Here is a 25,872-nt window from a genome sequence, read left to right as displayed (position 1 = left end):
TTCGTTTGCTGCAAACGCTGTACGCCATTTTTATCTAAGGTGCAGAGTTTTTTCTTTGATGATATCTCGTAGCCAAGTTAACGCTGGGTCATTTTCTCTGTCACGGTGCCAAAACAGAGTGTATGCCATCGGTGGGAATTCCATCGGTAAAGGGACAACCACTAAGTCGAGTTGCTTGGCGACGAGGTAAGTAAAGTGGCTTGGTGCAGTAAACACAAAGTCGGTGTAGGTACATAGGCTTGCGGCGCTATTGAAGTCTGGAACAGAAATAGCGATATCACGTTGGTGACCAAGGTCGGCAAGCTTATAGTCGAGCAGCCAACGATCGTTACCATCACATCTTACTTGTACATGACGCTGTGCAAGGTAGGTTTCCAGATCCCATTTGCCATTCAGAGCGGGGTGGTTGCGTCTTAGCACACACATCTGCGCGTCACGGTAGATCTCTTGCTCGCAAATATCATCTGGCGGCAGCATAGTTAAACGTGCGTCGTTGATGTCGATGTCTTTACCTGTGAGTCCGATATCGAGCTCACCGAGCTGCAGCTTCTTAAAGGTTTGCTCCGTCCAAGCGTGGGTGTTGATATTCACCTTAGGGGCTTGTCGAAATATCGCTGGTAAAAAGTGGGGAAGAATAAGTGGGTAAACGCTCTCAACAGCCGCGATGTGAAAGCTGTGGTCGCTGTTATTGGGAATGAATGTCTCAGGCTGAGTGAGAACATCAAGTTGGTTGATCAACGTTTCTAAGCGAGGCTTAAGGAAAACAGCTTTCGGTGTTGGTCTCAGGCCATGTGCGCTTCGCGTGAAAAGAGGGTCATTAAATTGTTCACGAAGCTTGGCTAACGATTTACTTACAGCCGATTGACTCAGACACAATCGATGTGCGGTGCGCGTGACGCTTAGCTCTTCCATCAGAACCTGTAAGCAAACCAGTAGGTTTAAGTCGAGGCGTGATAGTTTCTCAATATTCATATGAGTTTCCTATTTGGAATAATGCTAATGAGTATATGCCATTTTTGTTCATATCTTTAGTTGGTTATTATGCACCTAAATTAACTCATTCGGAGAATCTTGTGCCTTCTAACGCGCTTCCAACCCCTAGTAAACTGCAGGTTGCTTTATTGGCAATGTTGGTTTTATTTAGCCCTCTGGCTATTGATATCTACCTACCAGCTCTGCCACAAATTTCGACAGCGTTTCACGTGGAACATGCACTAGCACAAGATACGATTACCTGGTTTTTATTCGCCATGGGTGTCGGGCAATTATTTGCTGGCCCTTTGGCTGATAAGCTAGGACGTCGAACCGTTGCATTGGGAGGTGTTAGTATCTATGCATTGAGTGCTTGCTTGGCGTGGGCAGCTCAATCGATTGATATGATGCTAATGGCTCGGCTGCTACAAGGCTTAGGAGCTTGTGCGACTTCTGTAGCAGCCTTTGCAACGGTTCGCGATCTATTTGGCCCAGAGAAGAGTGGCCGTATGATCAGCTACCTTAATGGTGCAATCTGTTTTATTCCTGCTTTGGCACCCATTCTTGGCGCTTGGTTAACACATCAATTTGGTTGGCGCTCGAACTTTAGCTTTATGGCAGGCTTTGCTGTCGTTGTTGGCACTATCTTATTCTTCCAAATGAAAGAGTCTAACCCTGCGACAGAAAAGGTTGCGGTATTCAAGCTTGAGCGATACTGGTCAGTATTGAAAACACCATCATTCCTTTTCCACGCAACCTTGTGTCTGATGGCGATGGCGGTTATCCTCGCTTATGTAACCTCTGCACCAGTTGTGTTGATGGAAAACCTAGGCCTGACCATGAAAGAGTTTACTTTCTGGTTTGGTGTTAATGCGGCCATCAACATTGCAGCTGCGTTTACTGCACCTAAATTTATGGACCGTTTTGGTACCTATAAAGCACTGGTGGTTGGTATCTCGACGCTGGGCTTAGCGGGTGTGATTATGTTGGTGCTTGCTGAGCACGCTACTCCAATCGCGTTCATGCTACCGATCTTCTTATCGTCAGTTGGCTTTGCTTGGATTCTTGGTGCTGCGGCAGGTAAAGCTCTAGAACCTTTCGGTGACCGTGCGGGTACAGCTGCTGCGCTGCTTGGCTTGTTCCAAATGAGCGGTTCAGGACTTCTTGTGGGTACCATGCAACGTCTTGATTTAACGTCGCAAGTGATGATTGCTCTGCAAATGTTCCTGATTGTTCCTGCGTTATTAGTGCTTGCGAGCAAAGCGGGTAAGTCTTGGCACACGACGTTTGCTAAGGCATAAGTTACAAGGGTGACAAAATATACAAATGGCGGTTTGCGAAACGTTAAAACATGGTATATTTGTCACTCATTGAAACGTTAGTCCCCAACGGAAAATACTGTAATGTCATTAACAACCTACGAAATGGCGCGCGTCTTAGAACAAATGGAAGATGCACCTGAAAAGGTCATGTTTGGTAAATTGCTTAAAGAGCTAGGCAACCAAAGTGAAGAGCGTATTCGCAGTGCGGCAAAACAAGTTCCAATCGATACTTTGCGAGACATCATTTACCAATTTCAGCGTGTGGTAGAGTCTCGTAAGGGTGAGCAGGTTCAGCTACTAGCAAAAGAGCTAGCCGAGCAAGGTATCTCTGCTGAAGAGCTACAAGCTTTTCTGAATAAGTAGTTTATCCCAGTTAAAAAGAAACCACTCAATTGAGTGGTTTTTTGCGTTTTGGGGTATATCAATTTAGTGCGAATGAAAGTTCGTTCTAACCTCTAAACTGCGCTTTCAAAATTCGATCAAGTGAGAATGGCCCGGCGCCCCACACGACAACGATAAGAATCATTAATCCCCAAAGCTGATGATCGTAGAAGCCTTGATCCCACAATACAGGGTAAGACACGACAGCAATGATATTGAAAACGAACAACACCGCAGCCATAGGTCGTGTTAATAAACCGAGTGCTAAAAACACTGGCAGAATTAACTCCGCGGCAGTGCCCATGTAAGCAGCCAATTCCCAAGGTAGCAGTGGTACTTGGTATTCCAACTCAAACAAGTAAAGGGTGCTATCCCAAGTTGCTATCTTAGTGAGCCCAGAATTAAAGAATACCCACGCCACCCAAAGGCGACAAAATAGTAGAAGCACCGGAACAAAAAGAGCCTGTGATTTCTCAATCAAACTGTCGTATTGAACCATCATGTTCGTGACTGTGTTGTTATCCATGTTATGTCTCCAATTCAGCATTGATTGAAAAGCCTGAGATGACGTTTAGCGCCATAACAGTATTCAGATGTTGTAGTAATAAAGGGTCGATTGCTGAGAGTGTTCGACCTGATTGCAATTCAGTGAGGAGTTGGTGGCTCTCTTCACTCAAACTATGGCTCTCAACCTGTGAATTCTCAGCTCGGATGAACACCCCAAATTCAGCTTGGTTGATGTCTAGCCCATCAAGTTGTTGCTGATAGATGGCGTGTTCAAGCGCGATAATCGTGTAACTAGAATGAATCAGTTTTACTGAATCTTTGAGATGAAAGACCAAAGCACCTTGCTGCTCTTGTGGTACATCAGCTAGGCAAGAAAGAGGTCTCTGGTCGACATCTGCTTGTGACGTCAACCTTACCAAGCTGTCTTTCTGCCATTCATATAAAGCCACTTCACCGAGATAAGGTGCAGCCTCAATAACGGCAGGAAAGCCTTGGATAGTCTGTTCAAAGTGCTCACCGTAACCACTGACATCACCAGAAGTCGATGGATAACTTAAGACATGTTGACGAGCCATCTGTTGAAAGCACTCTTCACCAACCAACATTTCTGTGAGTGGGTAGGTTGCTACCAGAACTTCGCTCAAGCTGATCACAAAGTTATTACGGTAAATCTGGATTAGCTGTTCATCCGTAAAATGGTCGCTCACTATGTCGCAGTGCTCACCATTGTTTTGGTAGCGTAGGGCGTTAGCAAACTCCAATTGAACATCTGCTAGGGAGTGGCTCATGAGGCGCGACTCCTTTGGTTGAACTTGTCGTGTTGATACAAGATATCACTGGCTTTGGTTGCTTCAGCCAATAAAACTTGTGGCTCTGGGATATCGAGATCCCACTCAATCAAGGTATGGCGCAAACCATGTTGTGCAACCCAGTCAGTGTAGAGTTTCCACACTTCGTCACAGACAGGTTTACTGTGTGTGTCTATCCAGATCTCACCTTGTTCAAGCTTCTTTTTGGTAAAACCTGCCAAGTGAATCTCTTCAACTTTGTCTGCTGGTATTCCGTTTAAGTACTCTTCACAACTAAAGCCATGATTAAAAGATGAGACGAAAATATTATTGAAATCGAGCAGTAGGCGACACTCAGTACGCTTTTGTACCTCAGCCAAAAACTCCCACTCAGGAATAGTAGAATGCTTGAAGGATAGGTAGCTCGATGGGTTCTCAATCAACATCGGGCGTTGCAAGCTGTCTTGAACCTCGATGACATTACGACCGAAGACTTCCAATGCTTCTTCTGTGTAAGGCAGCGGTAGCAAGTCATTGAAGTAATGACCACCTGTCTGACTCCAACTGAGATGATCAGAAACCAAGAAGGGTTCGATATCATCAATGAGCTCTTTTAATTGCACAAGATGATGTTGATTGATGCGCTCAACAGAACCTAGCGACAACCCAACACCGTGACAACTGATGTTGTGTGCGTGACGAATTTCTCTGAGTTGTTGTCGTTGCGGTGATTGAGCTAAGAAGTAGTTCTCGCTGTGAACTTCTAACCAACTTACTAAGGCTGGATTTTGGCTAAAGAAGTCCAAGTGCGGTGTTCTAAGGCCAACCCCTGCGTAGGGGTGAAGAGTTTGAGTCACAACGATTCTCCTAACAAGAAGTGGAGGTGAGCTGAATGTCAGCTCACCATACTAAGCAGCTCAATTATGATGATTGAGTGTTACCACCTGATAATTTGCCACATAGCCCTTTAGGTACGACTACGAACGCATCGGATTGGTTGTCTTCTTTTGCTGTACCCGCACATGAGCTTGTTTTGGTTGCACAATCATTTTGGCCAGCTTTTGCCACGCCGTAGCATTTTTCTTTTGCTGCTGCTTCCGCAGGTGCTGATGTAAGAACTGCACCGCCGAACGCTAGTACACTTGTGATTGCAGCTGTAACAGCAAGATTAGAATTTTTCATAGTCATTCCCTCTAGGACTTAATAGTATTTTCATATCGCAGGTTAATGGATTGTTAACTTGCTTACTAAAAAGGATTGGAACAACCGGGAAATAATTTCACGGTATTATAAAAATTATCAATATTAATGATGTTTCATCTCTTAAGTTATTGAATTAATGATGTTAATTTTTGATTGTTTTTTCTTCTTATTATCCTAAACGCAGCCTAGTGTTTAGGTTATAATCAACTTTTATGTATAAATACCCAGTAGTGAGCATATCCAATGATAGATCCTTCGCTTTTACTCGATGGCCTAAACGATAAACAACGTGAGGCGGTCGCGGCACCTTTAGAAAACCTACTTATTCTGGCAGGTGCAGGCAGTGGTAAAACGCGAGTGTTGGTGCATCGTATCGCTTGGCTGCAAAGCGTAGAGCAAGCATCACCGTTCTCTATTATGTCGGTTACCTTCACCAACAAAGCGGCAGCAGAGATGCGTGGTCGTATTGAAGAGTTGATGATGGGTAGTTCGTCAGGCATGTGGAACGGCACCTTCCATGGTATCTGTCACCGCATCCTTCGTGCTCACTACCTAGATGCAAAACTGCCAGAAGATTTCCAGATCATTGATTCTGATGATCAGATTCGTTTGCTACGCCGCTTAATCAAGGCGCAAAACCTCGATGAAAAGCAGTGGCCTGCTAAGCAAGCTTCTTGGTGGATCAATGGCAAGAAAGACGAGGGGTTACGCCCAAGTCACATTGACGCCTACCATGATCCAATAACTCAAACGTGGTTAAAGATCTATTCTGCTTACCAAGAAGCATGTGACCGTGCTGGTTTGGTCGACTTTGCGGAAATCTTGCTGAGATCGCATGAACTATTACGCGATAAGAAACACATTCGAGAGCATTACCAAGCACGCTTTAAGCATATCCTTGTCGATGAATTCCAAGATACCAACAACATCCAATACGCTTGGCTTCGGATGATGGCTGGCCCAGATTGTCGCGTGATGATCGTAGGTGATGATGACCAATCTATCTATGGTTGGCGTGGTGCGAAGATCGAAAATATTCAGAAGTTCTTGGATGAATTCCCAGGAGCTTCGACGGTTCGACTTGAACAAAACTACCGTTCAACTAAAACCATTCTGCAGGCGTCGAACGAGCTTATCTCGAACAACACCGAACGTATGGGTAAAGAGCTGTGGACCGATGGTAACGATGGCGAGCCAATCTCTGTGTACTCAGCTTATAACGAGCTAGATGAAGCACGTTTCACGGTCAGCAAAATCAAAGAGTGGCAAGAGAAAGGCGGTGCGTTAGAAGATACCGCGATGCTTTATCGTAATAACGCCCAATCTCGTGTTCTTGAAGAAGCTTTGATCCAAGGTGGTCTACCTTACCGAATCTACGGCGGCATGCGATTCTTCGAGCGTCAAGAAATCAGAGACGCCTTGAGCTACATGCGCTTAATGAGCAACCGCAGTAATGATGCGGCGTTTGAACGTGTGGTTAATACGCCAACGCGTGGCTTGGGCGATAAAACGTTAGAAACGATTCGTCTTGCCGCTCGTGATCGTGGTGCAACCATGTGGGAAGCAAGTGTTGCTTTGATAGAAGAGCAAGTGCTACCCGGTCGTGCTGCGGGTGCATTGAGTCGCTTTATCGAGCTGATTAATGCGCTTGAAGATGACACGCTAGAACTTAGCCTGCATGAACAAACCGACCACGTGATTAAATCGTCGGGTCTGTTTGCGATGTACGAGCAAGAGAAGGGTGAGAAGTCGAAGGCTCGTATTGAGAACTTGGAAGAATTGGTAACGGCAACGCGTCAGTTTGAAAAACCAGAAGAAGCGGATGAGATGAGCATGCTTACTGCTTTCTTGACTCATGCAGCGTTAGAGGCGGGTGAAGGTCAGGCTGATGAGTTTGATGACGCGGTTCAGCTCATGACTCTGCACAGTGCCAAAGGCCTAGAGTTCCCAATGGTATTCATGGTGGGTGTCGAAGAAGGCATGTTCCCAAGCCAGATGTCTGCGGAAGAAGCTGGGCGTTTAGAAGAAGAGCGTCGCCTGTGTTACGTGGGCATGACTCGTGCGATGGAGAAGCTGTACATCACTTACGCAGAGATGCGCCGTTTGTACGGTCAGGACAAGTACCACAAACCATCACGTTTTATTCGTGAGCTACCAGAAACCTGTCTGGATGAAGTGCGTATGAAAGCGCAAGTCAGTCGCCCTGCAAGCAGTGGTCGCTTTAGTCAAACCGCTGTGAAAGAGAACTTCAATGAAACTGGTTTTAGCTTGGGTTCTCGCGTGAAGCACCCTAAGTTTGGCGAAGGCACTATCATCAACTTCGAAGGAAGTGGCCCACAGAGTCGAGTTCAAGTGGCGTTTAACGGTGAAGGGATTAAGTGGTTAGTAACGGCTTACGCGCGTTTAGAGCAGCTTTAATCTATTACTTCTGCATCTAATAACCGTTCATTATTGAAAACAAAAAGAGCAGCCAATGGCTGCTCTTTTTTATTGCGTATCGCTTTAAGCGATCGCAATACATGACTGACTAGAAGGGAGCTTACAGTGCTGCAAGTGCCGCTTCGTAGTTTGGTTCTTCAGTGATCTCTGCAACCAACTCACTGTGTGTTACCACACCTTTTTCATCAACAACGACAACTGCACGTGTTGTTAGGCTTGCTAGTGGGCCTTCTGCAATCGCTACGCCGTAGTCTGATGCGAATGTAGGAGAACGGAAAGTCGAAGCGTGTTGAACGCCTTCAATGCCTTCTAGTTCGCAGAAGCGACCTGCAGCAAATGGTAGGTCAGCAGAAATACAAACAACAACCGTGTTCTCAAGCTCTGCCGCTTTTGCGTTGAACGTACGTACGCTCGTTGCACAAGTTGCTGTGTCGATGCTTGGGAAGATGTTTAGAACCACTTTCTTGCCTGCAAGAGAAGCAAGAGTCAGTTCAGAAAGATCGCCTGCAGTCAGTGCAAAGCTTGGTGCCTGTTCGCCAGTTTGTGGGAATGTGCCAGTTAGCGGTACAGCAGCGCCTTTGAAGGTAACGTGTGACATGAATTTGTCCTTAATTTAATTATGGTTATGAAACTAGTTGAGCCTAGTAAGACTTACGTTACTCGGAAGTGGTTAAGAAGTGAATGGTTTAAATGTCAGAATTGTAATCAAAGGTCTTTGATTTATTTGTTTTAGGGGAAGAAAAGGTGAGACGACAGATAAAGAAAAACCCCGAGAGCTTGCGCTCATCGGGGTCTATAGTCTTACTCGCAGCAATCCGGCTACTAAGTGTGCTCCATGCATCAAATCCATGATAGTGTGCTGTTATCCTTCAGCGTATTCCTTTCGTCGCCTTCCTAGCGGTGTCCTTGATCTTATCCTGATCTGCCAACAATCCTCGTTAGCGCGCGTCACTTGTTCCTTGAGCGGTGTCCTTTACATCATCCTGATGTTCAGTCCTTTCCTCGTCCAGAGGTGTCCATTGTCTTTCCTTAGTAGCAACCATCCTAGTTACTATTGTGTCCATTCAATGTCCATTTCGCTATCCATGCCGATTATTCATCCTGAGTAATCGAATCTTCATCCTGAAGATAACCAAGTCCTTGGCGTTTCCTGTTCCGTGTCAGCATCCTTCCGACACCATTCATATTACCGATTCCTTATTTATCAGCAATGGTGCATAAGCGAATTTCTATATAATTATTTGAGCGATAAATGCACGTATTGTTTTATTTCAATTGCTTACAATATATTAGTGCCTAAATTCGCAGTTAGATATCGATATTTACTCACTGCCTTGTGAGAGATCTCGCACAAGGCTGGGAGTAAAAAGGGAGTATTTTCCCTTATTGGCCGATAGCAGCGCCTTCACGACGAGGGTCTGCTGCACCTTCTAGACCATCTTTTGTGATGCGAATGGCGTGTAAACCGGAGTTAAGATCGCGAACGTTGACCTCAAATCCCATCTTTTCGAGCTCAGGTTTAAAGTTTTCCGCCGATGTTCCTTTTTCCAAATCTAGCGTACCGAAGCGGTTTAGGAAGTGTGGTTGGTTGATCGCTTGTTGGATATCCATATCCCATTGGGTGTGGGCAATAATGGCTTGTGCCACATAACCTATGATTCGACTGCCGCCCGGAGAACCGATCGCCATGTAAGGTTTATCGTCTTGCATGATGATGGTCGGTGCCATTGAAGAGCGTGGACGCTTACCCGGCTCAAGTCGGTTCGCGATAGGCTTGCCATCGTTATGAGTCTTGAACGAGAAGTCAGTCAGTTCGTTGTTCAGTAGGAAGCCTCTTACCATCAGGCGTGAGCCAAATGCATTCTCAATGGTGGTGGTCATGGATACGACATTGCCATCGCTATCGACAATATTGAAGTGGCTGGTGGACGGCAATTCAATAGATACATCTTGGCTGCGCAGCATGGCATGATCCCACGGTGGGGTACCTGATGGTGCACTGTCTAGTGCCTTTCCAGCAGTAATTAACTGGGCACGTTCCTGCAAATAGTCAGTATTCACTAACCCTTGGGTTGGCATCGGAACGTAATCTTGGTCTGCCATGTACATACCACGGTCTGCAAAGGCTAGACGAGAAGCGTCCGCTAACACTTGCCAAGATCTCGCGTCGTTTGGCCCCCATGATTTAAGATCAAACTGTTCGGTCATCGCTAAGATCTGCCCAACCGTTAATGCACCTGAACTCGGTGGTCCCATTCCGCATATATCGTAACTCTCATACGCGGAACAAACCGGTTCACGTTGCTTAATTGAATACGCATCGAAGTCTTTCTGTGCCAATACGCCAGGATTACCTTTGGCGGTTTGAACTGTATTGATGATGTCAGCGGAAATTTCGCCTTGATAGAAAGCCTTAGCACCATCTTTTGAGATAGCGTTTAACGTTGCCGCGTATTCTGGGTTCTTAAGTAGCGTACCTGCGGTTTTCGGGCTGCCATCGGCATTAAAGAAGTAGGCTTTGGTTGTGGCAAAGCGGCTTAGTCTTTCTTGGTCATTTTCAATCAAGGTGGCTAAACGTGGACTGATGGTAAAACCTTTCTCAGCCAGTTGAGCGATAGGTTTGATTAGGGATGACCATTCTAATTTTCCGTATTTCTGGTGAGTGTCCCACAATAGTTGGACTGTACCCGGTGTAGCAACAGAACGACCACCAACTACGGCATCATAAAACTTAAGTGGTTGACCGTTTTCGTCTTGGAACAGACGTGGTGTTGCATCAAGTGGTGCGGTTTCACGGCCATCGTAGGTTTTGAGTTGCTTGTCCTTGCCATCAAAATAAACAAGGAACGCGCCACCACCAATACCTGATGACTGAGGTTCCACTAAGCCAAGCATAAGCTGCACAGCAACCATGGCGTCAATCGCGTTACCACCACGAGCAAGTACATCGGCTCCCGCTTGGGTCGCCAGTGGGTTAGCCGCAGTGACCATCCAGTCGCTGGCTTTAACGAGTTGTTTGGTTTCTAAACCACTACTTTGTTCGGGAGCGACGGAATCGGCAGCTTGATTTGCCCAACTGACGTGAGAGGCAAAAAGTAGGGTAGAAGTGGCGAGGGTTGTTAGTTTTGTTTTCCACTGCATGATCTTCTCCTTTTAATATGCAGAGCTAGATTGGCAGTGGAAAGATAAGATAGCCAGTATGTTGTTAACGAATTGTAATCTTGATTCGAATTTAAGCGATTAAACCAGACAACGACTGCCAAAGAATACTCAGGCCAATCAGGCTGAATACCACGCCACATAAGCCATCAATGTATACCGTTGCTTCGCTCAGCTTTTTCTGCAGTGCTTTAGTTGAAAGCATCCAAGCCAGTAGCGAGAACCAGAATAGCGAAAGGCCGAATAGGATAAGCAGAGCAAAGCCTTTACCGGATAGAGACATGTCGGCAGGTACTAGGCTCGACATCAAGCTGATAAAGAACACTAATGCTTTTGGGTTGAGAATATTGGTCGCAAAGCCTTTCGAAAATGCTTGGCGCTTGTTGGTTAGAATTAGATCTTTCGAATTGACCGTATCGTCGTCATCGTCGTGGTTCTGAATGATTTGCCAGGTTGCTTTAAGTGCACCGTAGCCTAAGTACAGCAAGTAGCTACCGCCGGCCAATTGGATAATGGCAAATATGGTTGGTTGCTGGTGGACTAGGTAACTGATTCCCGTCAAGCTCAGTAACGAATGCAGCAAGATTCCGCAAGATAAACCAAGCGCAATGTACAAGCCTGTCTGGCGCCCGTGACGCGTCGCATTTTGCACGACTAACGCAAAGTCTGGGCCGGGGCTCATCAAAGCGATGAAGTGGATAGAGGCGAGGGTGATCAGTATGGTGACTTCGTTCATGTCAGTTCTCAATAACGTTGCCGCTATTTTTAAATAAGTAATCGTATTGAGCGTAGCTTACCGTGATTTGAAATCGAGCAATTGTAAATTATCAACACTTAGTTGATTTGTGAGGGTGGTACACCGAATGTGGTTTTGAACGCCTTGGAGAAGTGTGCTTGATCATAGAAGCCCACTTGGTGCGCGACTTTGGTACCACATATCCCAGACTTAATCAGGCGCATGCTCTGTTCCATACGTAAACGGCTCAGCCACGCGTAAGGGGTGATGCCCATTCTGTTCTTAAAGTGGCGTTGGAATTGAGTTGTGGTTAAGCCGCACAGCTCAGACAGTTGTTCTAATCGCACTGGCTGGTCCAAATTCGCCATCAAATAGTCTTTGAGTGTATTAATCGATTGATTACCCAGTTTGATGTCACTCTTCGATCCAAATTTTGCATAACGATCGACAATCGTTGAGAACCCCTCGAATGGTAAGCAATCTTGAGCGAGTTGGCTGATGCTTTGATTGATTAACAGGCCGTGTAAGTTGCGTAATTGTAAAAACGCAGCTTGATCGGAGAGGATCAACTCAGAAAAGCCTAATGTGTGACCATTTTGCTTGGGATCGGCAAGATCTTGAAACCATTGAGGAGAAACTGCAAACACACTGACTTGATAACCTGAATCGAGTTTGGAGTGCCCATCATGCAGCTCATCAGGTGGCATGATAACCACTTGGCCTGCACCGACATGGTGGCTCGCCCCTTTATAGGCGAATTTTTGCTGCCCTTGGGTAATTAAGCCGATGTGAAAGTCCAAATGATAGTGACGCTGAAAAGCAAACTCTTGGTATTGAGCTTGGATCAGGCTGATATCTTCTGTTGGGGTAGAGTAGTAGTGGACTTTATCCATGGTACAAAAAAGCTTGGTCAAATAGTCATCAATTCAACCAAGCTTATCTGCGTATTAAGGGATTGTCTTGTAAAAAACGATCAATATCACTGTTTCGCGCGTTTGTTCTTCTTGTTGTTACGCAGGCCATCAAAGCTGAAAATAACCAGTGCTCCCCATATGAAAGCAAAGGTGATCGCTTTATCTGAGGTAAAGGCTTCGCCGTAGATCAGAACCGCCAGTAAGAACATCAAGCTTGGACCGATGTACTGGAAGAAACCGAGTGTTGATAGCTTCAAGCGAGTTGCAGCGCCAGTAAAACACAGCAATGGAACCGTGGTGATCACACCGGCAGCAACCAGTAATAGGTTGAGTTGCATCGGGTTCATCGATAAGTTTGAGGTCGGGCTATCAGCAATAAACAGTAAGTAGGTTGCGGCGAGAGGCAGCATCACCAGAGTTTCAATGAACAGACCCGTTTGTGCTTCTAAGCTGACTTTCTTACGCAGCAAGCCATAAAAGCCAAAGCTAAAGGCTAGGGCAATGGCGACGATCGGTACTGAGCCGAAGGCAATTAATTGGATTAATACGCCAATCGCAGCAAGAGCCACAGCAAACCATTGCAGCTTACGTAAGCGTTCGCCGAGGAAGAGCATCCCAAGTAACACGTTAATCAGAGGGTTGATGTAATACCCCAAACTGGCATCGAGCATGTGATTGGAATTCACCGCCCAGATAAAGATCAGCCAGTTAGCACCCACCAAAATAGACGTCGCTACCAAATAGAGCATTTTTGGTTTTGAGGTCAAGGTGTCGCGGACTTTACGCCAGCTGCGGCCAATGTGCAGTAAGAAAGCGAGTAGGAAAAAAGACCATACTACACGGTGGCTGAGGATCTCTAACGGGGAAACGTCACTTAAAGATTTGAAATATATAGGGGCGATACCCCACATTGTGTAAGCGCCGACGGCAAGCAAAACTCCTTGGCGCGTACGTTGTTGTTCTTCCTGTGTCATGCATCTTTCTCTAGCACTGAGTGCTTATTAATAAGATTTATAAGAGAGTTGGTCAGTATAGGAGCGATAACCCTTTTCACCTAACAATTTGCGGTTTAATTCGCCAGCGTTCCCCTCTACAATGTGCGACTTGCTTGCCGAAGATGCTTGCTGATTTCATACCTCGATTAGGAACCACAATGACCGCCACTCTGATTGCTGAGCAAATACCAACTCCCGCGAATGATGCGCAAACCATCTTGCAAGATGTGTTCGGCTATCAAAGCTTTCGCGATGGTCAGCAAGAGGTCATTGATTTGGCCGTTGAAGGCAAAGACAGCTTGGTGATTATGCCAACCGGTGGTGGTAAATCTCTGTGTTACCAAATTCCGGCTTTGGTTCGTGAAGGGCTGACTCTGGTTATCTCACCGCTGATCTCGTTGATGAAAGACCAAGTCGACCAATTGAAGGCCAATGGTGTTGCCGCTGAGTGTATTAACTCTTCAATGCCACGTGACCAATTGCTGAATGTGTTCAATCGTATGATCTCAGGTCAGCTGAAAATGGTGTATGTGTCACCAGAGCGTGTGTTGATGCGTGATTTTATCGAGCGTCTTCAAGGTTTACCGCTTTCGATGATTGCAGTCGATGAAGCGCACTGTATCTCTCAATGGGGTCACGACTTCCGCCCTGAATACGCATCATTAGGTCAGCTTAAACAGTATTTCCCGCATGTGCCTTACATGGCGCTCACAGCAACCGCTGATGATGCGACGCGCAAAGATATTATCTCGCGCTTACAGCTCCTGGACCCGCATACTTACTTAGGCAGCTTTGATCGCCCTAATATTCGCTACAACTTGGTTGAGAAGCACAAACCCGTGTCACAGGTGGTTCGCTACCTAGAAACACAAAAGGGCAATTGCGGCATCATCTACTGTGGTAGCCGTAAGAAAGTGGAGATGGTGACCGAGAAGCTGTGCAATAACGGTATTCGCGCCGCGGGTTATCACGCTGGTATGGACACCGATGAGCGTGCTTACGTTCAAGAAGCCTTTCAACGCGATGATATTCAGATCGTGGTCGCGACTGTGGCTTTCGGTATGGGCATCAACAAACCCAACGTACGTTTCGTGGTGCACTTTGATATTCCACGTAATATCGAGTCTTACTATCAAGAGACAGGCCGTGCAGGTCGTGATGGTTTGCCTGCTGAAGCGATGATGTTGTTTGACCCGGCTGATATGGGTTGGCTGCGTCGTATGCTAGATGAGAAAGAAGAAGGCCCACAGAAACAAGTTGAGATGCACAAGCTGAATGCGATGAGTGCCTTTGCTGAAGCGCAAACGTGTCGTCGTCAGGTTCTGCTTAACTATTTTGGCGAATATCGCGAGAAGCAATGTGGCAACTGCGATATCTGCTTAGATCCACCAAAACACTTTGACGCGACCCAAGAAGCACAGAAGGCGTTGTCTTGTGTGTACCGTGTGAATCAGTCATTTGGTATGGGCTACGTGGTCGAAGTAATGCGAGGCATGCAGAACATCCGTGTCCGCGATAATGGTCACGATAAGCTATCTACCTACGGTATTGGCCGCGATCACAGTCATGATTACTGGATCAGTATCTTCCGTCAGCTGATTCATAAAGGCTTGCTGTTCCAGAACATCACTCGTAACTCAACTTTACAGCTAACAGAAGAAGCCCGCCCGCTGCTGCGCGGTGAGATGTCTTTGGAATTGGCTGTTCCTCGTTTAGATACAGCGGTGCGTAATGCTAAGTCCGATAAGTTAAGCAGCAAGAATTACGATAAGAAGCTGTTTGCGAAACTGCGTAAGCTGCGTAAGTCGATTGCTGATGAAGATGGCTTGCCACCATATGTGGTATTCAGTGACGCGACCTTGATTGATATGGCTGAAATACTACCTACTTCATACGGAGAAATGCTGGCAGTCAACGGTGTCGGTCAACGTAAACTCGATAAGTACGCAGACCCATTCCTAGATCTGATTCAAGAACACATCACCACACACGGCTAGTTTGAAAGAAACGTCTAACTAATAGAAAAAGAATAAGGTTGATAGGGACATGACAACACAAACAGAATTTGGCTTAAGAGAGTATTTAGCTGAGGAAGGGCGTTTATTGATTACGTCTCCAAGTTTTGATTTTGATTCTTACGAAGTGCTAGGTGAAAAGCTGGTGGCGTTGCTGTCAGCGTCTGTTGTTGAAAAACAATGGGACGCCGATATGCACTCTTGGTTGATTGATTTTGAAGATTGTCGAATGTTCTTAAAGTCTGAGCATTACAGTGAATCAATTTGGTTTGAGTCGTTAAACGCGGAAGAAAGCCGAGAAGAGTTTGATTATCTCGCGACGCTTTTCAAGCGCGGTTTTTAACTTTTGGCATCTCTTCTAAAACACAGCTTCTAGAGCTATTCACCAATAAAAGTGAGAATAAACGTTTGCGTTTGTTCTCACCGTTGCAGCCAATATTGATTAATGTATAATCGCCCGCCGCTCAGCAGAGCAATTTTTAGATACATTTTTTAATTCACATTATTGGTAAGAGCTTTCTTGGATTATTCGAAGAAATGACTCGATTTGGGTTCCCTCACCCCCAAACCAAACTAAAAAGGTACAGCATGAGTAACTTTACCCCTGCGCAACAGCGCAAAGCCTTAGCACTATTAGTTTTGTTCCATTTGGTGATTATTGCGTCAAGCAACTATCTGGTTCAGCTACCTTTTACCGTCTTCGGTATGCACACCACTTGGGGTGCTTTCACTTTCCCGTTTATCTTCCTAGCGACCGATCTGACCGTACGCATTTTTGGCGCGCAGCTTGCCCGTAAAATCATTTTCTTAGTGATGCTACCAGCGCTGGCCGTTTCTTATTTCTTGTCAGTGGTGTTCTTTGAAGGTTCATTCCAAGGCTTTAGCCAACTAGGTGAGTTCAACTTGTTTGTTGCACGTATCGCCGCGGCGAGCTTCATGGCTTATTTACTGGGTCAGATCTTGGATGTACATGTTTTTAACCGCCTACGTCAGCTTAAACAGTGGTGGGTAGCCCCAACATGCTCAACGTTATTCGGTAATGCCATTGATACCATCGCATTCTTTGCGATTGCTTTCTACCAAAGCCCAGATCCATTTATGGCCGAGCATTGGACTGAGATTGCCTTAGTCGATTACGGATTCAAACTTATCATCAGCTTAGGCTTGTTCGTGCCTATGTACGGCGTGCTTCTTAACTACATTGTTAGAAAGCTAACCGCAGTGAACCCTGACTTTAAAGCGACAGGCGTGAACGCTTAAGTTTGAGATTTGTAACACAAAGCATTAATGCAGCGATAAGAAAAAGCCCAAGTTAGTCTACTAACTTGGGCTTTTTTTAATTTCTAGCGTCAGATACTAATATCAGAGGCATTTAATATTCAATGGCCAGCCAATATCGGTTTGTCTATTCGACTCGATCTCTAGCTCTGCAGCGGTCAGCGGATTGTCAGCTAACCATTGCTTAGAAAGCGTTAGGGTTAGATTGTTGTCATTCGTCGTCAGTTTGAACTCAGGCTCTAGCGCTGGGTTACGACGGTGGGTCAGCAAAATAGCTAAACGCAGAATACGTAAAATACGCTTGCTGCTGGTGCCTGAGATAGCGTGTTGCTCTGGTAATGAGGTTAACTGTTCACGGTAGCGACGAGTTAACTCACCCAAGTAGTGCTTTTGCGCTCGAGTAAAGCCAGGTAGGTCTAAGTTTTGCAGCAGATAAGCGCTGTGCTCACCGCCTTTTTTGAAATCGATGGTTAAACCAATCTCGTGAAGCTTAGCTGCCGTTTGCAATAGCACACCAGCTTGAGGTTCTGAAACCCACGCTTCGGCGCCCGCTTGGTCTAGCAGCGTTTGTGCGACTACAGCAACTTGTTCACCGTAGCTTACGTCCATTTGGTAGCGTGATTGAACACTCTTAATGGTACGCGCTCGGATATCTTCTTGGCGAAGCTCATCAACCATCTCGTAGGCTAGGCCTTCACGGAGTGCGCCGCCTGCGAGTGTCATTGAATCTATTTCAAGCAACTCAAAAATAGCAATAAGAATGGAAAGGCCACTCGGGAACACTAATGCGCGTTCAAGGGTAAGTCCTTCGATTTCTAGCTCTTCCAAGCGCTCAGTAATCATCGCTTGTTTCTGTAGACGCTTAAGTTTGGCATGAGTAATCACTTCATCCATGCCTTGCGCCAACATGATCTCTTGCAGTGCTTGAACGGTACCGCTGGCGCCCACACACACATCCCATCCGATATCAGTGTAGCTATCTAGGATAGGAGCCAACGTCGACTTCGCCGCTTCAATGGCGTTGTTAAAGTTGGTAGCGGTTAATTGGCGGTTTTTAAAGTGGCGCTCAAGCCAAGTAACACAGCCCATCTTTAGGCTGGTTAGTGCTTTCGCTGAGAAGCCTTCACCAATGATCATCTCGGTGCTTGCGCCACCAATATCAACAACCAGTCGGCGGCCGCTGCCACCAGAAGTGTGTGCTACGCCTTTATAGATAGTCGCAGCTTCTTCTTCTCCGGAGATAACATTGATGTCGTAACCAAGGATCTGGTTCGCTTTCTCTAGAAATATATCCACATTGATAGCAGTACGTAGGGTCGCTGTACCGACAATGCGGATATTTTCTTTCGGAATATCTTGAAGTCGCTCTGCAAAGAGACTCAAACAGTCCCAACCGCGCTGCATGGCTTCTGTACTAAGCGCATTATTTTCATCTAAGCCTGCAGCTAAACGCACTTTGCGCTTAATTTTAGCCATGGTTTGTACGCTGCCATCGATATGACGCACAACGAGCATATGAAAACTGTTCGACCCGAGGTCGATTGCAGCGTAAAGCGGGGGTGACACTGTTTGACTCATAAGCGACTAAGCTTCCTTGTTATGACGCGGTTGGCGTGGGCGACGGTTCTGGTTTGGTTTACGGTTCCCGTTGCGTGGGCCATTGTTGTTTGAGCGGCGTTGTTGCGGGTTACGTGTACGTAAGCGCAATGGTGCTGGTAGATCTTCTAGCAGTGCAGAAGCATCGTAGTCAGACACAGGGATCGCGTGCTCAATGTATTCTTCGATTGGTGGCAAGTTGATTGCGTAATCTTCACAAGCAAAGCTGATCGAGTGACCACTTGCACCAGCACGACCTGTACGGCCGATACGGTGAACGTAATCTTCACAGTCATCAGGTAGGTCGAAGTTGAATACGTGTGTTACTTGAGGAATGTGTAGACCACGTGCTGCAACGTCGGTTGCGACAAGCAGGTCAACATCACCTTTAGTGAATTGCTCAAGAATCTTTTCACGTTTCTTCTGAGGAACATCGCCAGTTAGCAGGCCAACACGGTGACCATCTGCAGCTAGGTGACCCCAAACAGACTCACATTTGTGCTTAGTGTTAGCGAAGATGATAGCGCGCTCTGGCCACTCTTCTTCAACTAGAGTCTGCAGCAGTGCCATTTTGTGTTCGTTTGATGGGTAGAACAGCTCTTCCTGAATGCGGTGACCTGTTTTACGCTCTGGCTCAACAACAACATGCTCTGGGTTGTGCATGTGTTCGAACGCTAGCTCTTGTACGCGGTAAGACAATGTCGCAGAGAACAGCATGTTCAGGCGATCTTTTGGCTCAGGCATACGGCGGAACAAGAAGCGGATGTCTTTGATGAAACCAAGATCGAACATGCGATCAGCTTCGTCAAGAACAACAGCTTGAATGTGGTTAAGGTTAAATACCTTCTGCTTGTAGAAATCGATGATGCGGCCAGTCGTACCAATTAAGATATCTGCGCCTTCTTCGATTTTACCTAGTTGCTTGTCGTAGCTTTCGCCACCGTAAGCAAGTGCTGCCTTGATACCTGTGCTTTCAACCAGAGAGTCAGCATCGTTGTAGATCTGAATCGCGAGTTCACGCGTTGGTGCCATAATAATCGCACGTGGCTGGTTAGGCTTACGCCCTTCATGCTCAGATGTTTTTAGCAGGTGGTTAAAAGTAGCAGTAAGAAACGCAAGCGTTTTACCAGTACCCGTTTGGGCCTGGCCTGCAATGTCTTGGCCGGTGAGCAGTACCGGGAGCGCCAAGGCTTGGATAGGGGTACAATAATCGAACCCTTTTTTCTCCAATCCTTCAATGACTTGCGGAAGTAAATCCAAGTCGGCGAACTTTTGCTCTGTGATATGCGTCTTTTTCATTGCTATAGAATATCAGCTTAAGCTTGCAATACGAAAGTAAATACATTCCAATAGGGCATCTATTTACTGGTTATCATCCAACCAGTTCTAAAAAATACATTGGAGTGGAAGATGAGTGATAAGATTTTGCAGCTAACTGATGACGGTTTTGATAACGATGTAATCAACGCTGCAGGCCCTGTTCTTGTTGATTTTTGGGCAGAATGGTGTGGTCCATGTAAAATGATTGCGCCGATTCTTGATGAAATCGCAGACGAGTACGAAGGCAAGCTCACAATCGGTAAATTAAATATCGACCAAAATGCTGGTACTCCACCAAAGTTTGGTATTCGCGGTATTCCAACGCTACTTCTTTTCAAAGATGGCGGCGTAGCAGCGACTAAAGTTGGTGCATTATCTAAAACTCAACTTAAAGAGTTCTTAGACGCTAACCTTTAATCAGGTCAGCATTTGAAAAGAAACCGTGCAGTTAACAAATGCGCGGTTTTGTTTTTTCTAAGCTATGGACTAGTCTTAGTTTTAGTGCTAATTTATCGCACGTTAATTGAACGAATTTCTCTTCTTGGTCGATCCTGTGACCAAATCCTTCTTAACTTAAGAAAACAGATCCTATTTTGACTAAACAAACTTCCACCACTATGAATCTTACTGAACTGAAGAACAGACCTGTGTCTGAGCTTGTTAAACTTAGCGAAAGCTTAGGTCTTGAAAATCAAGCTCGCCTAAGAAAACAAGACATTATCTTCTCCATCCTTAAAGCGCATGCAAAAAGTGGTGAAGACATCTTTGGTGATGGTGTTCTAGAAATTCTTCAAGACGGTTTTGGTTTCCTACGTAGCGCCGACAGTTCATACCTGGCTGGCCCAGATGATATCTACGTATCACCAAGCCAAATTCGTCGTTTTAACCTACGTACAGGTGACTCTATTGGCGGTAAAATCCGTCCACCTAAAGACGGTGAGCGTTACTTTGCACTGCTTAAAGTAAACACGGTTAACTACGACAAGCCAGACAACGCACGTAACAAGATTCTTTTCGAAAACCTTACTCCTCTTCACGCTAACGAACGTATGGTGATGGAAGCGGGTAATGGTGCGACTGAAGATATTACGGCTCGTATTCTTGACCTTGCATCTCCAATTGGTAAAGGTCAGCGTGGTCTGATTGTTGCTCCGCCTAAAGCGGGTAAGACAATGCTTCTGCAAAACATTGCTCAAAGCATTGCACGTAACCATCCTGAGTGTGAACTAATGGTTCTACTTATCGATGAGCGTCCAGAAGAAGTAACAGAAATGCAGCGTCTAGTTAAAGGCGAAGTAGTTGCTTCAACATTCGATGAGCCAGCATCTCGCCACGTACAAGTTGCAGAAATGGTTATCGAGAAAGCGAAGCGCCTTGTTGAACACAAGAAAGATGTAGTTATCCTACTGGATTCTATTACTCGTCTAGCTCGTGCTTACAACACTGTGATTCCTTCATCAGGTAAAGTTCTTACTGGTGGTGTTGATGCGAATGCTCTACATCGTCCAAAGCGTTTCTTCGGTGCGGCACGTAACGTAGAAGAAGGCGGTAGCTTAACGATCATCGCAACAGCACTAGTTGATACTGGTTCTAAGATGGATGAAGTTATCTACGAAGAATTCAAAGGTACAGGTAACATGGAACTGCACCTTAACCGTAAGATTGCTGAAAAACGCGTATTCCCAGCGATTGATTTCAACCGCTCTGGTACTCGTCGTGAAGAGCTTCTTACCAAGAACGATGAACTACAGAAGATGTGGATCCTGCGTAAGATTGTTCACCCAATGGGCGAAATCGACGCAATGGAATTCCTTATCGACAAGCTAGCAATGACGAAAACGAACGATGAGTTCTTTGACGCAATGCGTCGTCAGTAATATTGATTAGCTGATCGTATTTAATAAGCGCTGCCCTCGGGTGGCGCTTTTTATTTGCATTTTGTAGCGCCAGCTTGCAGAATGAGCAAAAGTGTTACAAGGACGTTAAAATGCAACATGGACTGTTGTCATCATTACTCCTGTCTACTTCACTGTTATTTTCACCGGTTGGTATGAGCTATGCCACCGAGATGTCTCCACTTACAGTAGAGTCTTGGCTTGAGAATGATCAAGTAAAACTGAAAACTGCTGAACTACTCGAGCTTGTCGTACGTGACGAAGTCAATTCGCTACGCTTTGCGCTTGAGCGCCTGACATTTCCCCAGCAAGAGGTGGCTCGTTACCAACTCTTGAAGAAGCTTGAACAGCAAAAAATCGTACTCACACCCAAGATGTCTATCTTCATCGAGCAGCAACTTGCTATCACGCCCACTTATCAAGTCTTAGAACGTGGCGATGGCTATGAGTTTACGGTACCTGCCTTTAATTACCCTTCAATTGCTAATCGCCTTATTAAACAATGGCGTCAAGATCAGAAGACATTGGTATTTGTGCTAGATGCAGAGAAACAGGAACTCGACCTAAAAGAGTGGTTATCTGGATCTGAACATCAAGTTCAAACCCGAGAAGCGTTGCTCATTAGAGAGCTAGACAGTTTGTCTCCTGAAGCGGTTGATTACCTAACTAAGCAACTCACCGCATCTTCTATTGTTAGTTGGTTACCTTCTACTGAGGTGGTGGTTCGATTAGCGCAAGTGAGCGAAGACCCAGAGGTTTACAAAATTCTATGGCGAATGAAGGCCGATTATCATAGCCAAGCTGAGCTAGTTCGCCTTGCTGAAACCAAACAAACGTTCGCGCTTGAACAGGTGATGGCAGCGACTAAGAACCCGCGTTTGAAAGATGAAGCGATTACTTTGCTTACCAAAGTTAACCCGTTATCAGAAGAGGTGAAGCTGTTCCTTGTCTCTAGGATGGCGATTGCTGATGAAGCACCATTAGTTGCGCGTGAACTCGCCAAACAAGGTCATACGCGATGGTTGCAAGATCTCGTCAATGATAACCCTCAGGTGAAGAGTTCTTTGATCGAGCAAGCATTACCGTAAAGTGGATTTTGCCTCTCAATAACCACACTAAAAAGGGGGACCTCAGCGTCACCCTTTTTGATATACTGAGCGCAGAATAATCAGCATGTAGAAGTCCTATGAGTTTTAAAGATTTACGTGATTTTATCGACCATCTTGAAAGTATTGGTCAGTTGAAACGCATTTCTCACCCAGTCGATCCAGACTACGAAATGACCGAGATTAGCGACCGTACTCTACGTGCTGGTGGCCCGGCTCTTTTGTTTGAAAATCCAGTAGGCTATGACATGCCCGTTTTGACCAATCTATTTGGTACACCTAATCGGGTTGCTATTGGTATGGGACGTCAAGAAGTCAAAGAACTGCGTGAAGTGGGCAAGTTGCTTGCTTACCTAAAAGAACCTGAGCCACCAAAAGGCTTTAAAGACGCTCTTGATAAACTACCAGTGTTTAAGCAAGTCTTAAACATGCCAGCTAAACGCCTTCGCAAAGCGGCTTGCCAACAAGTGGTATGGCAAGGCGATGACGTCGACCTAGATAAAATCCCTGTGATGAGCTGTTGGGCTGATGATGTCGCGCCATTGCTAACATGGGGTTTAACGGTTACTCGTGGTCCAAACAAGAAACGCCAAAACTTAGGTATCTATCGTCAGCAGAAGATCGGCAAGAATAAAATCATCATGCGTTGGTTAGCCCACCGTGGTGGAGCATTGGATCTGCGTGATTGGATGGAAACTAACCCTGGGAAACCATTCCCAGTATCGGTAGCGTTTGGTGCTGATCCTGCCACCATTCTTGGTGCGGTTACGCCAGTGCCGGATAGTTTATCTGAGTACGCGTTTGCAGGCTTACTACGTGGTAGTAAAACTGAGGTCGTTAAATCAATCAGCAACGACTTAGAAGTTCCCGCAAGTGCAGAAATCGTGATGGAAGGTTACATCGACCCGAATGAATTCGCAGATGAAGGGCCTTACGGAGATCATACTGGTTACTACAACGAGAAAGAAAAGCACCATGTGTTTACTATTACTCATGTAACCATGCGCGAGAACCCTATCTATCACAGCACCTATACTGGCCGTCCACCTGATGAGCCAGCGGTATTGGGTGTTGCGCTAAATGAAGTGTTTGTGCCTATTCTTCAAAAGCAGTTCCCAGAGATTGAAGATTTCTATCTACCGCCTGAAGGTTGTTCGTACCGAATGGCAGTCGTGACCATGAAGAAGCAATACCCAGGTCACGCTAAGCGAGTGATGATGGGTGTATGGTCTTTCTTACGCCAATTCATGTACACCAAATTTGTATTGGTGTGTGATGAAGATGTGAATGCACGTGATTGGTCTCAAGTAACCGCAGCGATGTGCGAACATATGGATCCGTCACGCGATAGCCTGATGATAGAGAACACGCCGATCGATTCATTGGATTTTGCCTCACCCGTGGTTGGGTTAGGTTCTAAGATGGGTCTAGATATTACTAAGAAGTGGGACGCAGAGTTAGCGTTATCGCCAGATGTCCAAACAGCACCTGTAAATAGTGAACATATTGAGGGTAGCTTGGCTGAGTTAACCAAGGTTCATCCTGAAATTATTGATGTTCACCTGCAAAACGACAATGCCAGCATGGTTGTGGTGTCTATTGATAAGCAAGCTGCCGGTAATGGTAAGAAAATCATGGAAGCGGTTTGGTCTCAATTTGATGAGAACAAGTTTGTTATCGTGTGTGATGGCGATGTCAATGTGAGTGATTGGAATGACATCATTTGGGCTGTAACGACAAGAATGGATCCGGCGAGAGATACGTTATTCCTGCAGAACGAAACTGGACACTCAAAAATGGGTCTCGATGCGACCAATAAGTGGGAAGGTGAATGCCTGCGTGAGTGGGGTGTACCAATCACAAAAGATCCTGATGTTGTGAAAAAGATTGATAGCATCTGGGAACAGCTAGGAATTTCATGAGCTACCAAGTAGTCTTATACCCAGAAAACATCAGTTTCACAGTAGAAAAAGGGCAAACGGTCTTGGATGCTGCGCTCAACAGCGATATCTATTTCCCAAACCGTTGCCAAGTTGGCGCATGCGCAATGTGTATGTGCAAAAAATTAGAAGGGCAAGTGAGTTACCACCTTGAACCCATGCTCACAGAGAAAGAGCAGCAACAAGGCTGGATTTTTGCTTGCCAAGCATTTGCAGAAAGTAATTTAGTTCTAACCTTTGCCGATTAAGGGTTAGTAAGAGGAAGAACATGACTATTAAATGTAAAGTGAAGTCTATCGAGCCTTTGGCTTGTAATACTTACCAAATCCTACTTCACCCAGAAACACCGGTCGCTTTTAAAGCGGGCCAGTACCTGATGGTTGAAATGGGCGAGAAAGATAAGCGCCCATTCTCTATCGCAAGTAGCCCTTGCCGCCACGAAGGTGAGCTTGAGCTGCACATTGGTGCTGCCGAGCACAACGCTTACGCACTAGAAGTGGTTGAAGCGATGAAGAAGGCACAAGCTGAAGATGGCGATATTGCGATTGATGCTCCACACGGAGATGCTTGGATCAAAGAAGAAAGCGATCGCCCTCTATTACTTATTGCTGGTGGCACGGGTTTCAGCTACGTGCGCTCTATTCTTGATCACTGCATCGCGCAAAATAGCTCGAAAGAGATCTACCTATACTGGGGCGCAAAAGATGAGTGCCAGTTATATGCTAAAGAAGAGTTGGTTGGCATTGCAGAAAAGCATAGCAATGTGCACTTTGTACCGGTAGTAGAAGAAGCACCGGAAGTTTGGCATGGCCAAACAGGTAATGTGCTTGAGGCTGTTATGCAAAGTTTCGAATCATTAGCTGATTTCGATATCTATATTGCAGGTCGTTTTGAAATGGCGGGCGCTGCAAGAGACCTATTTACTCAGAATAAAGAAGCAAAGCGTGACCATATGTACGCTGATGCTTACGCATTTATCTAACAATACCCTTAGATTTTGAGCAAAAAGAGAGCAGAAATGCTCTCTTTTTTACGTTTAGGTGAACTATTAGGCAGTTAACCCCTATTTATTCATTTTTCATGAAAAAGTAGTTGCTAAGCTGAGAGGGTTCCCTATAATGCGACACCACTGAGACGGCAGACGCCACAAGGCTTCAGCAAGAATCAGTAAGACGGAAAGCGACAAAAAATTAATTTTCAAAAAGTGTTTGACACTGAATGTTAATTCGCTAGAATGGCCGTCCACTTCGAGAGGCTCCTTACTTAAAAGGAACGCTCAAGAAGTTAAGCTCTTTAACAATTTAAA

General features: G+C 45.7%; 24 protein-coding genes. 12 read left to right on the top strand and 12 right to left on the bottom strand.

The window, feature by feature from the left end:
- Positions 1-30: 30 nt before the first annotated feature.
- A complete protein-coding gene (locus AB4482_RS16585) occupies positions 31-972 on the bottom strand; it encodes a LysR substrate-binding domain-containing protein (RefSeq protein ID WP_017061320.1) in 942 nt (313 codons plus the stop codon).
- A 101-nt stretch (positions 973-1,073) separates the two neighbouring features.
- Between AB4482_RS16585 and AB4482_RS16580 the strand changes: the two genes are divergently transcribed.
- Together AB4482_RS16580 and AB4482_RS16575 are read left to right on the top strand one after the other, a co-directional pair.
- A complete protein-coding gene (locus AB4482_RS16580; protein WP_029235524.1) occupies positions 1,074-2,273 on the top strand; it encodes a multidrug effflux MFS transporter in 1,200 nt (399 codons plus the stop codon).
- Positions 2,274-2,375: 102 nt separating this feature from the next.
- Positions 2,376-2,657: a hypothetical protein gene (locus AB4482_RS16575; RefSeq protein WP_009848181.1), complete on the top strand. Its 282-nt coding sequence runs from the start codon at positions 2,376-2,378 to the stop codon at positions 2,655-2,657.
- Between the two features lie 85 nt (positions 2,658-2,742).
- On the opposite strand, the gene AB4482_RS16570 is transcribed toward AB4482_RS16575, so the two are convergent.
- From AB4482_RS16570 to AB4482_RS16555, 4 genes are all read right to left on the bottom strand, one after another.
- A complete protein-coding gene (locus AB4482_RS16570; RefSeq protein ID WP_372181225.1) occupies positions 2,743-3,201 on the bottom strand; it encodes a DoxX family protein in 459 nt (152 codons plus the stop codon).
- Position 3,202: 1 nt separating this feature from the next.
- The gene (locus AB4482_RS16565; RefSeq protein ID WP_372181224.1) at positions 3,203-3,970 is read right to left on the bottom strand and encodes a DNA-binding domain-containing protein; all 768 of its coding nucleotides are present in this window, start codon (positions 3,968-3,970) and stop codon (positions 3,203-3,205) included.
- A complete protein-coding gene (locus tag AB4482_RS16560; RefSeq protein WP_372158225.1) occupies positions 3,967-4,827 on the bottom strand; it encodes a DUF692 domain-containing protein in 861 nt (286 codons plus the stop codon). The genes AB4482_RS16565 and AB4482_RS16560 overlap by 4 nt, the downstream gene beginning before the upstream one ends.
- A gap of 64 nt (positions 4,828-4,891) precedes the next feature.
- Positions 4,892-5,152 carry a DUF2282 domain-containing protein gene (locus AB4482_RS16555; RefSeq protein WP_004736650.1) on the bottom strand — a complete coding sequence of 87 codons (261 nt, stop codon included), beginning with the start codon at positions 5,150-5,152 and terminating at the stop codon, positions 4,892-4,894.
- A gap of 264 nt (positions 5,153-5,416) precedes the next feature.
- Here AB4482_RS16555 and uvrD point away from each other — a divergent pair, with 264 nt between their 5' ends.
- Positions 5,417-7,591: a DNA helicase II gene (gene uvrD / locus AB4482_RS16550; protein ID WP_017061325.1), complete on the top strand. Its 2,175-nt coding sequence runs from the start codon at positions 5,417-5,419 to the stop codon at positions 7,589-7,591.
- 121 nt (positions 7,592-7,712) lie between these two features.
- Here the strand turns inward: uvrD and tpx are convergent, their stop codons facing one another.
- The 5 genes from tpx to rarD all read right to left on the bottom strand — a co-directional run bounded on the left by tpx (position 7,713) and on the right by rarD (position 13,395).
- Complete coding sequence (gene tpx, locus AB4482_RS16545; protein ID WP_017065742.1) at positions 7,713-8,210, bottom strand: thiol peroxidase; 498 nt, start codon at positions 8,208-8,210, stop codon at positions 7,713-7,715.
- 785 nt (positions 8,211-8,995) lie between these two features.
- Positions 8,996-10,753, bottom strand: coding sequence for a gamma-glutamyltransferase (gene ggt / locus AB4482_RS16540; protein WP_372129128.1), 1,758 nt, complete (start codon positions 10,751-10,753; stop codon positions 8,996-8,998).
- Positions 10,754-10,844: 91 nt separating this feature from the next.
- The gene (locus AB4482_RS16535; RefSeq protein ID WP_048662855.1) at positions 10,845-11,507 is read right to left on the bottom strand and encodes a LysE family translocator; all 663 of its coding nucleotides are present in this window, start codon (positions 11,505-11,507) and stop codon (positions 10,845-10,847) included.
- 98 nt (positions 11,508-11,605) lie between these two features.
- Complete coding sequence (locus AB4482_RS16530) at positions 11,606-12,400, bottom strand: AraC family transcriptional regulator (protein ID WP_017065745.1); 795 nt, start codon at positions 12,398-12,400, stop codon at positions 11,606-11,608.
- Positions 12,401-12,486: 86 nt separating this feature from the next.
- Positions 12,487-13,395, bottom strand: a complete 909-nt coding sequence (rarD, locus tag AB4482_RS16525; protein WP_017061330.1) for an EamA family transporter RarD — start codon at positions 13,393-13,395, stop codon at positions 12,487-12,489.
- Positions 13,396-13,574: 179 nt separating this feature from the next.
- Between rarD and recQ the strand changes: the two genes are divergently transcribed.
- The 3 genes from recQ (at position 13,575) to AB4482_RS16510 (ending at position 16,691) form a co-directional block, all read left to right on the top strand.
- Complete coding sequence (recQ, locus tag AB4482_RS16520; RefSeq protein ID WP_372129134.1) at positions 13,575-15,413, top strand: ATP-dependent DNA helicase RecQ; 1,839 nt, start codon at positions 13,575-13,577, stop codon at positions 15,411-15,413.
- A 49-nt stretch (positions 15,414-15,462) separates the two neighbouring features.
- Positions 15,463-15,774: a DUF3630 family protein gene (locus tag AB4482_RS16515; RefSeq protein ID WP_017061332.1), complete on the top strand. Its 312-nt coding sequence runs from the start codon at positions 15,463-15,465 to the stop codon at positions 15,772-15,774.
- 245 nt (positions 15,775-16,019) lie between these two features.
- Entirely contained in the window at positions 16,020-16,691 is a 672-nt protein-coding gene (locus AB4482_RS16510; protein ID WP_017061333.1) for a 7-cyano-7-deazaguanine/7-aminomethyl-7-deazaguanine transporter, read from the top strand.
- A 102-nt stretch (positions 16,692-16,793) separates the two neighbouring features.
- Here the strand turns inward: AB4482_RS16510 and gppA are convergent, their stop codons facing one another.
- Both gppA and rhlB read right to left on the bottom strand, forming a co-directional pair.
- Positions 16,794-18,287: a guanosine-5'-triphosphate,3'-diphosphate diphosphatase gene (gppA, locus tag AB4482_RS16505; protein ID WP_017062980.1), complete on the bottom strand. Its 1,494-nt coding sequence runs from the start codon at positions 18,285-18,287 to the stop codon at positions 16,794-16,796.
- 6 nt (positions 18,288-18,293) lie between these two features.
- On the bottom strand, positions 18,294-19,604 hold the full coding sequence (gene rhlB / locus AB4482_RS16500) for an ATP-dependent RNA helicase RhlB (RefSeq protein WP_017062979.1): 1,311 nt from the start codon (positions 19,602-19,604) through the stop codon (positions 18,294-18,296).
- A gap of 111 nt (positions 19,605-19,715) precedes the next feature.
- Between rhlB and trxA the strand changes: the two genes are divergently transcribed.
- The 6 genes from trxA to fre all read left to right on the top strand — a co-directional run bounded on the left by trxA (position 19,716) and on the right by fre (position 25,548).
- Positions 19,716-20,042 carry a thioredoxin TrxA gene (trxA, locus tag AB4482_RS16495; RefSeq protein ID WP_010440700.1) on the top strand — a complete coding sequence of 109 codons (327 nt, stop codon included), beginning with the start codon at positions 19,716-19,718 and terminating at the stop codon, positions 20,040-20,042.
- Between the two features lie 200 nt (positions 20,043-20,242).
- Positions 20,243-21,502 carry a transcription termination factor Rho gene (gene rho, locus AB4482_RS16490; protein ID WP_017062978.1) on the top strand — a complete coding sequence of 420 codons (1,260 nt, stop codon included), beginning with the start codon at positions 20,243-20,245 and terminating at the stop codon, positions 21,500-21,502.
- Positions 21,503-21,612: 110 nt separating this feature from the next.
- Complete coding sequence (locus tag AB4482_RS16485; RefSeq protein ID WP_017059249.1) at positions 21,613-22,608, top strand: hypothetical protein; 996 nt, start codon at positions 21,613-21,615, stop codon at positions 22,606-22,608.
- Between the two features lie 98 nt (positions 22,609-22,706).
- The gene (gene ubiD / locus AB4482_RS16480; RefSeq protein WP_017059250.1) at positions 22,707-24,548 is read left to right on the top strand and encodes a 4-hydroxy-3-polyprenylbenzoate decarboxylase; all 1,842 of its coding nucleotides are present in this window, start codon (positions 22,707-22,709) and stop codon (positions 24,546-24,548) included.
- The gene (locus tag AB4482_RS16475; RefSeq protein WP_008224727.1) at positions 24,545-24,814 is read left to right on the top strand and encodes a 2Fe-2S iron-sulfur cluster-binding protein; all 270 of its coding nucleotides are present in this window, start codon (positions 24,545-24,547) and stop codon (positions 24,812-24,814) included. The genes ubiD and AB4482_RS16475 overlap by 4 nt, the downstream gene beginning before the upstream one ends.
- A gap of 20 nt (positions 24,815-24,834) precedes the next feature.
- Entirely contained in the window at positions 24,835-25,548 is a 714-nt protein-coding gene (gene fre / locus AB4482_RS16470) for an NAD(P)H-flavin reductase (RefSeq protein ID WP_017059251.1), read from the top strand.
- The last annotated feature ends 324 nt before the right edge of the window (positions 25,549-25,872 follow it).

The organism is Vibrio sp. 10N.222.55.C7 (assembly GCF_041473335.1).
In the GTDB taxonomy this organism is placed as follows: Bacteria; Pseudomonadota; Gammaproteobacteria; order Enterobacterales; family Vibrionaceae; genus Vibrio; species Vibrio crassostreae_C.
This window is presented reverse-complemented; position numbering and strand designations above follow the sequence as displayed.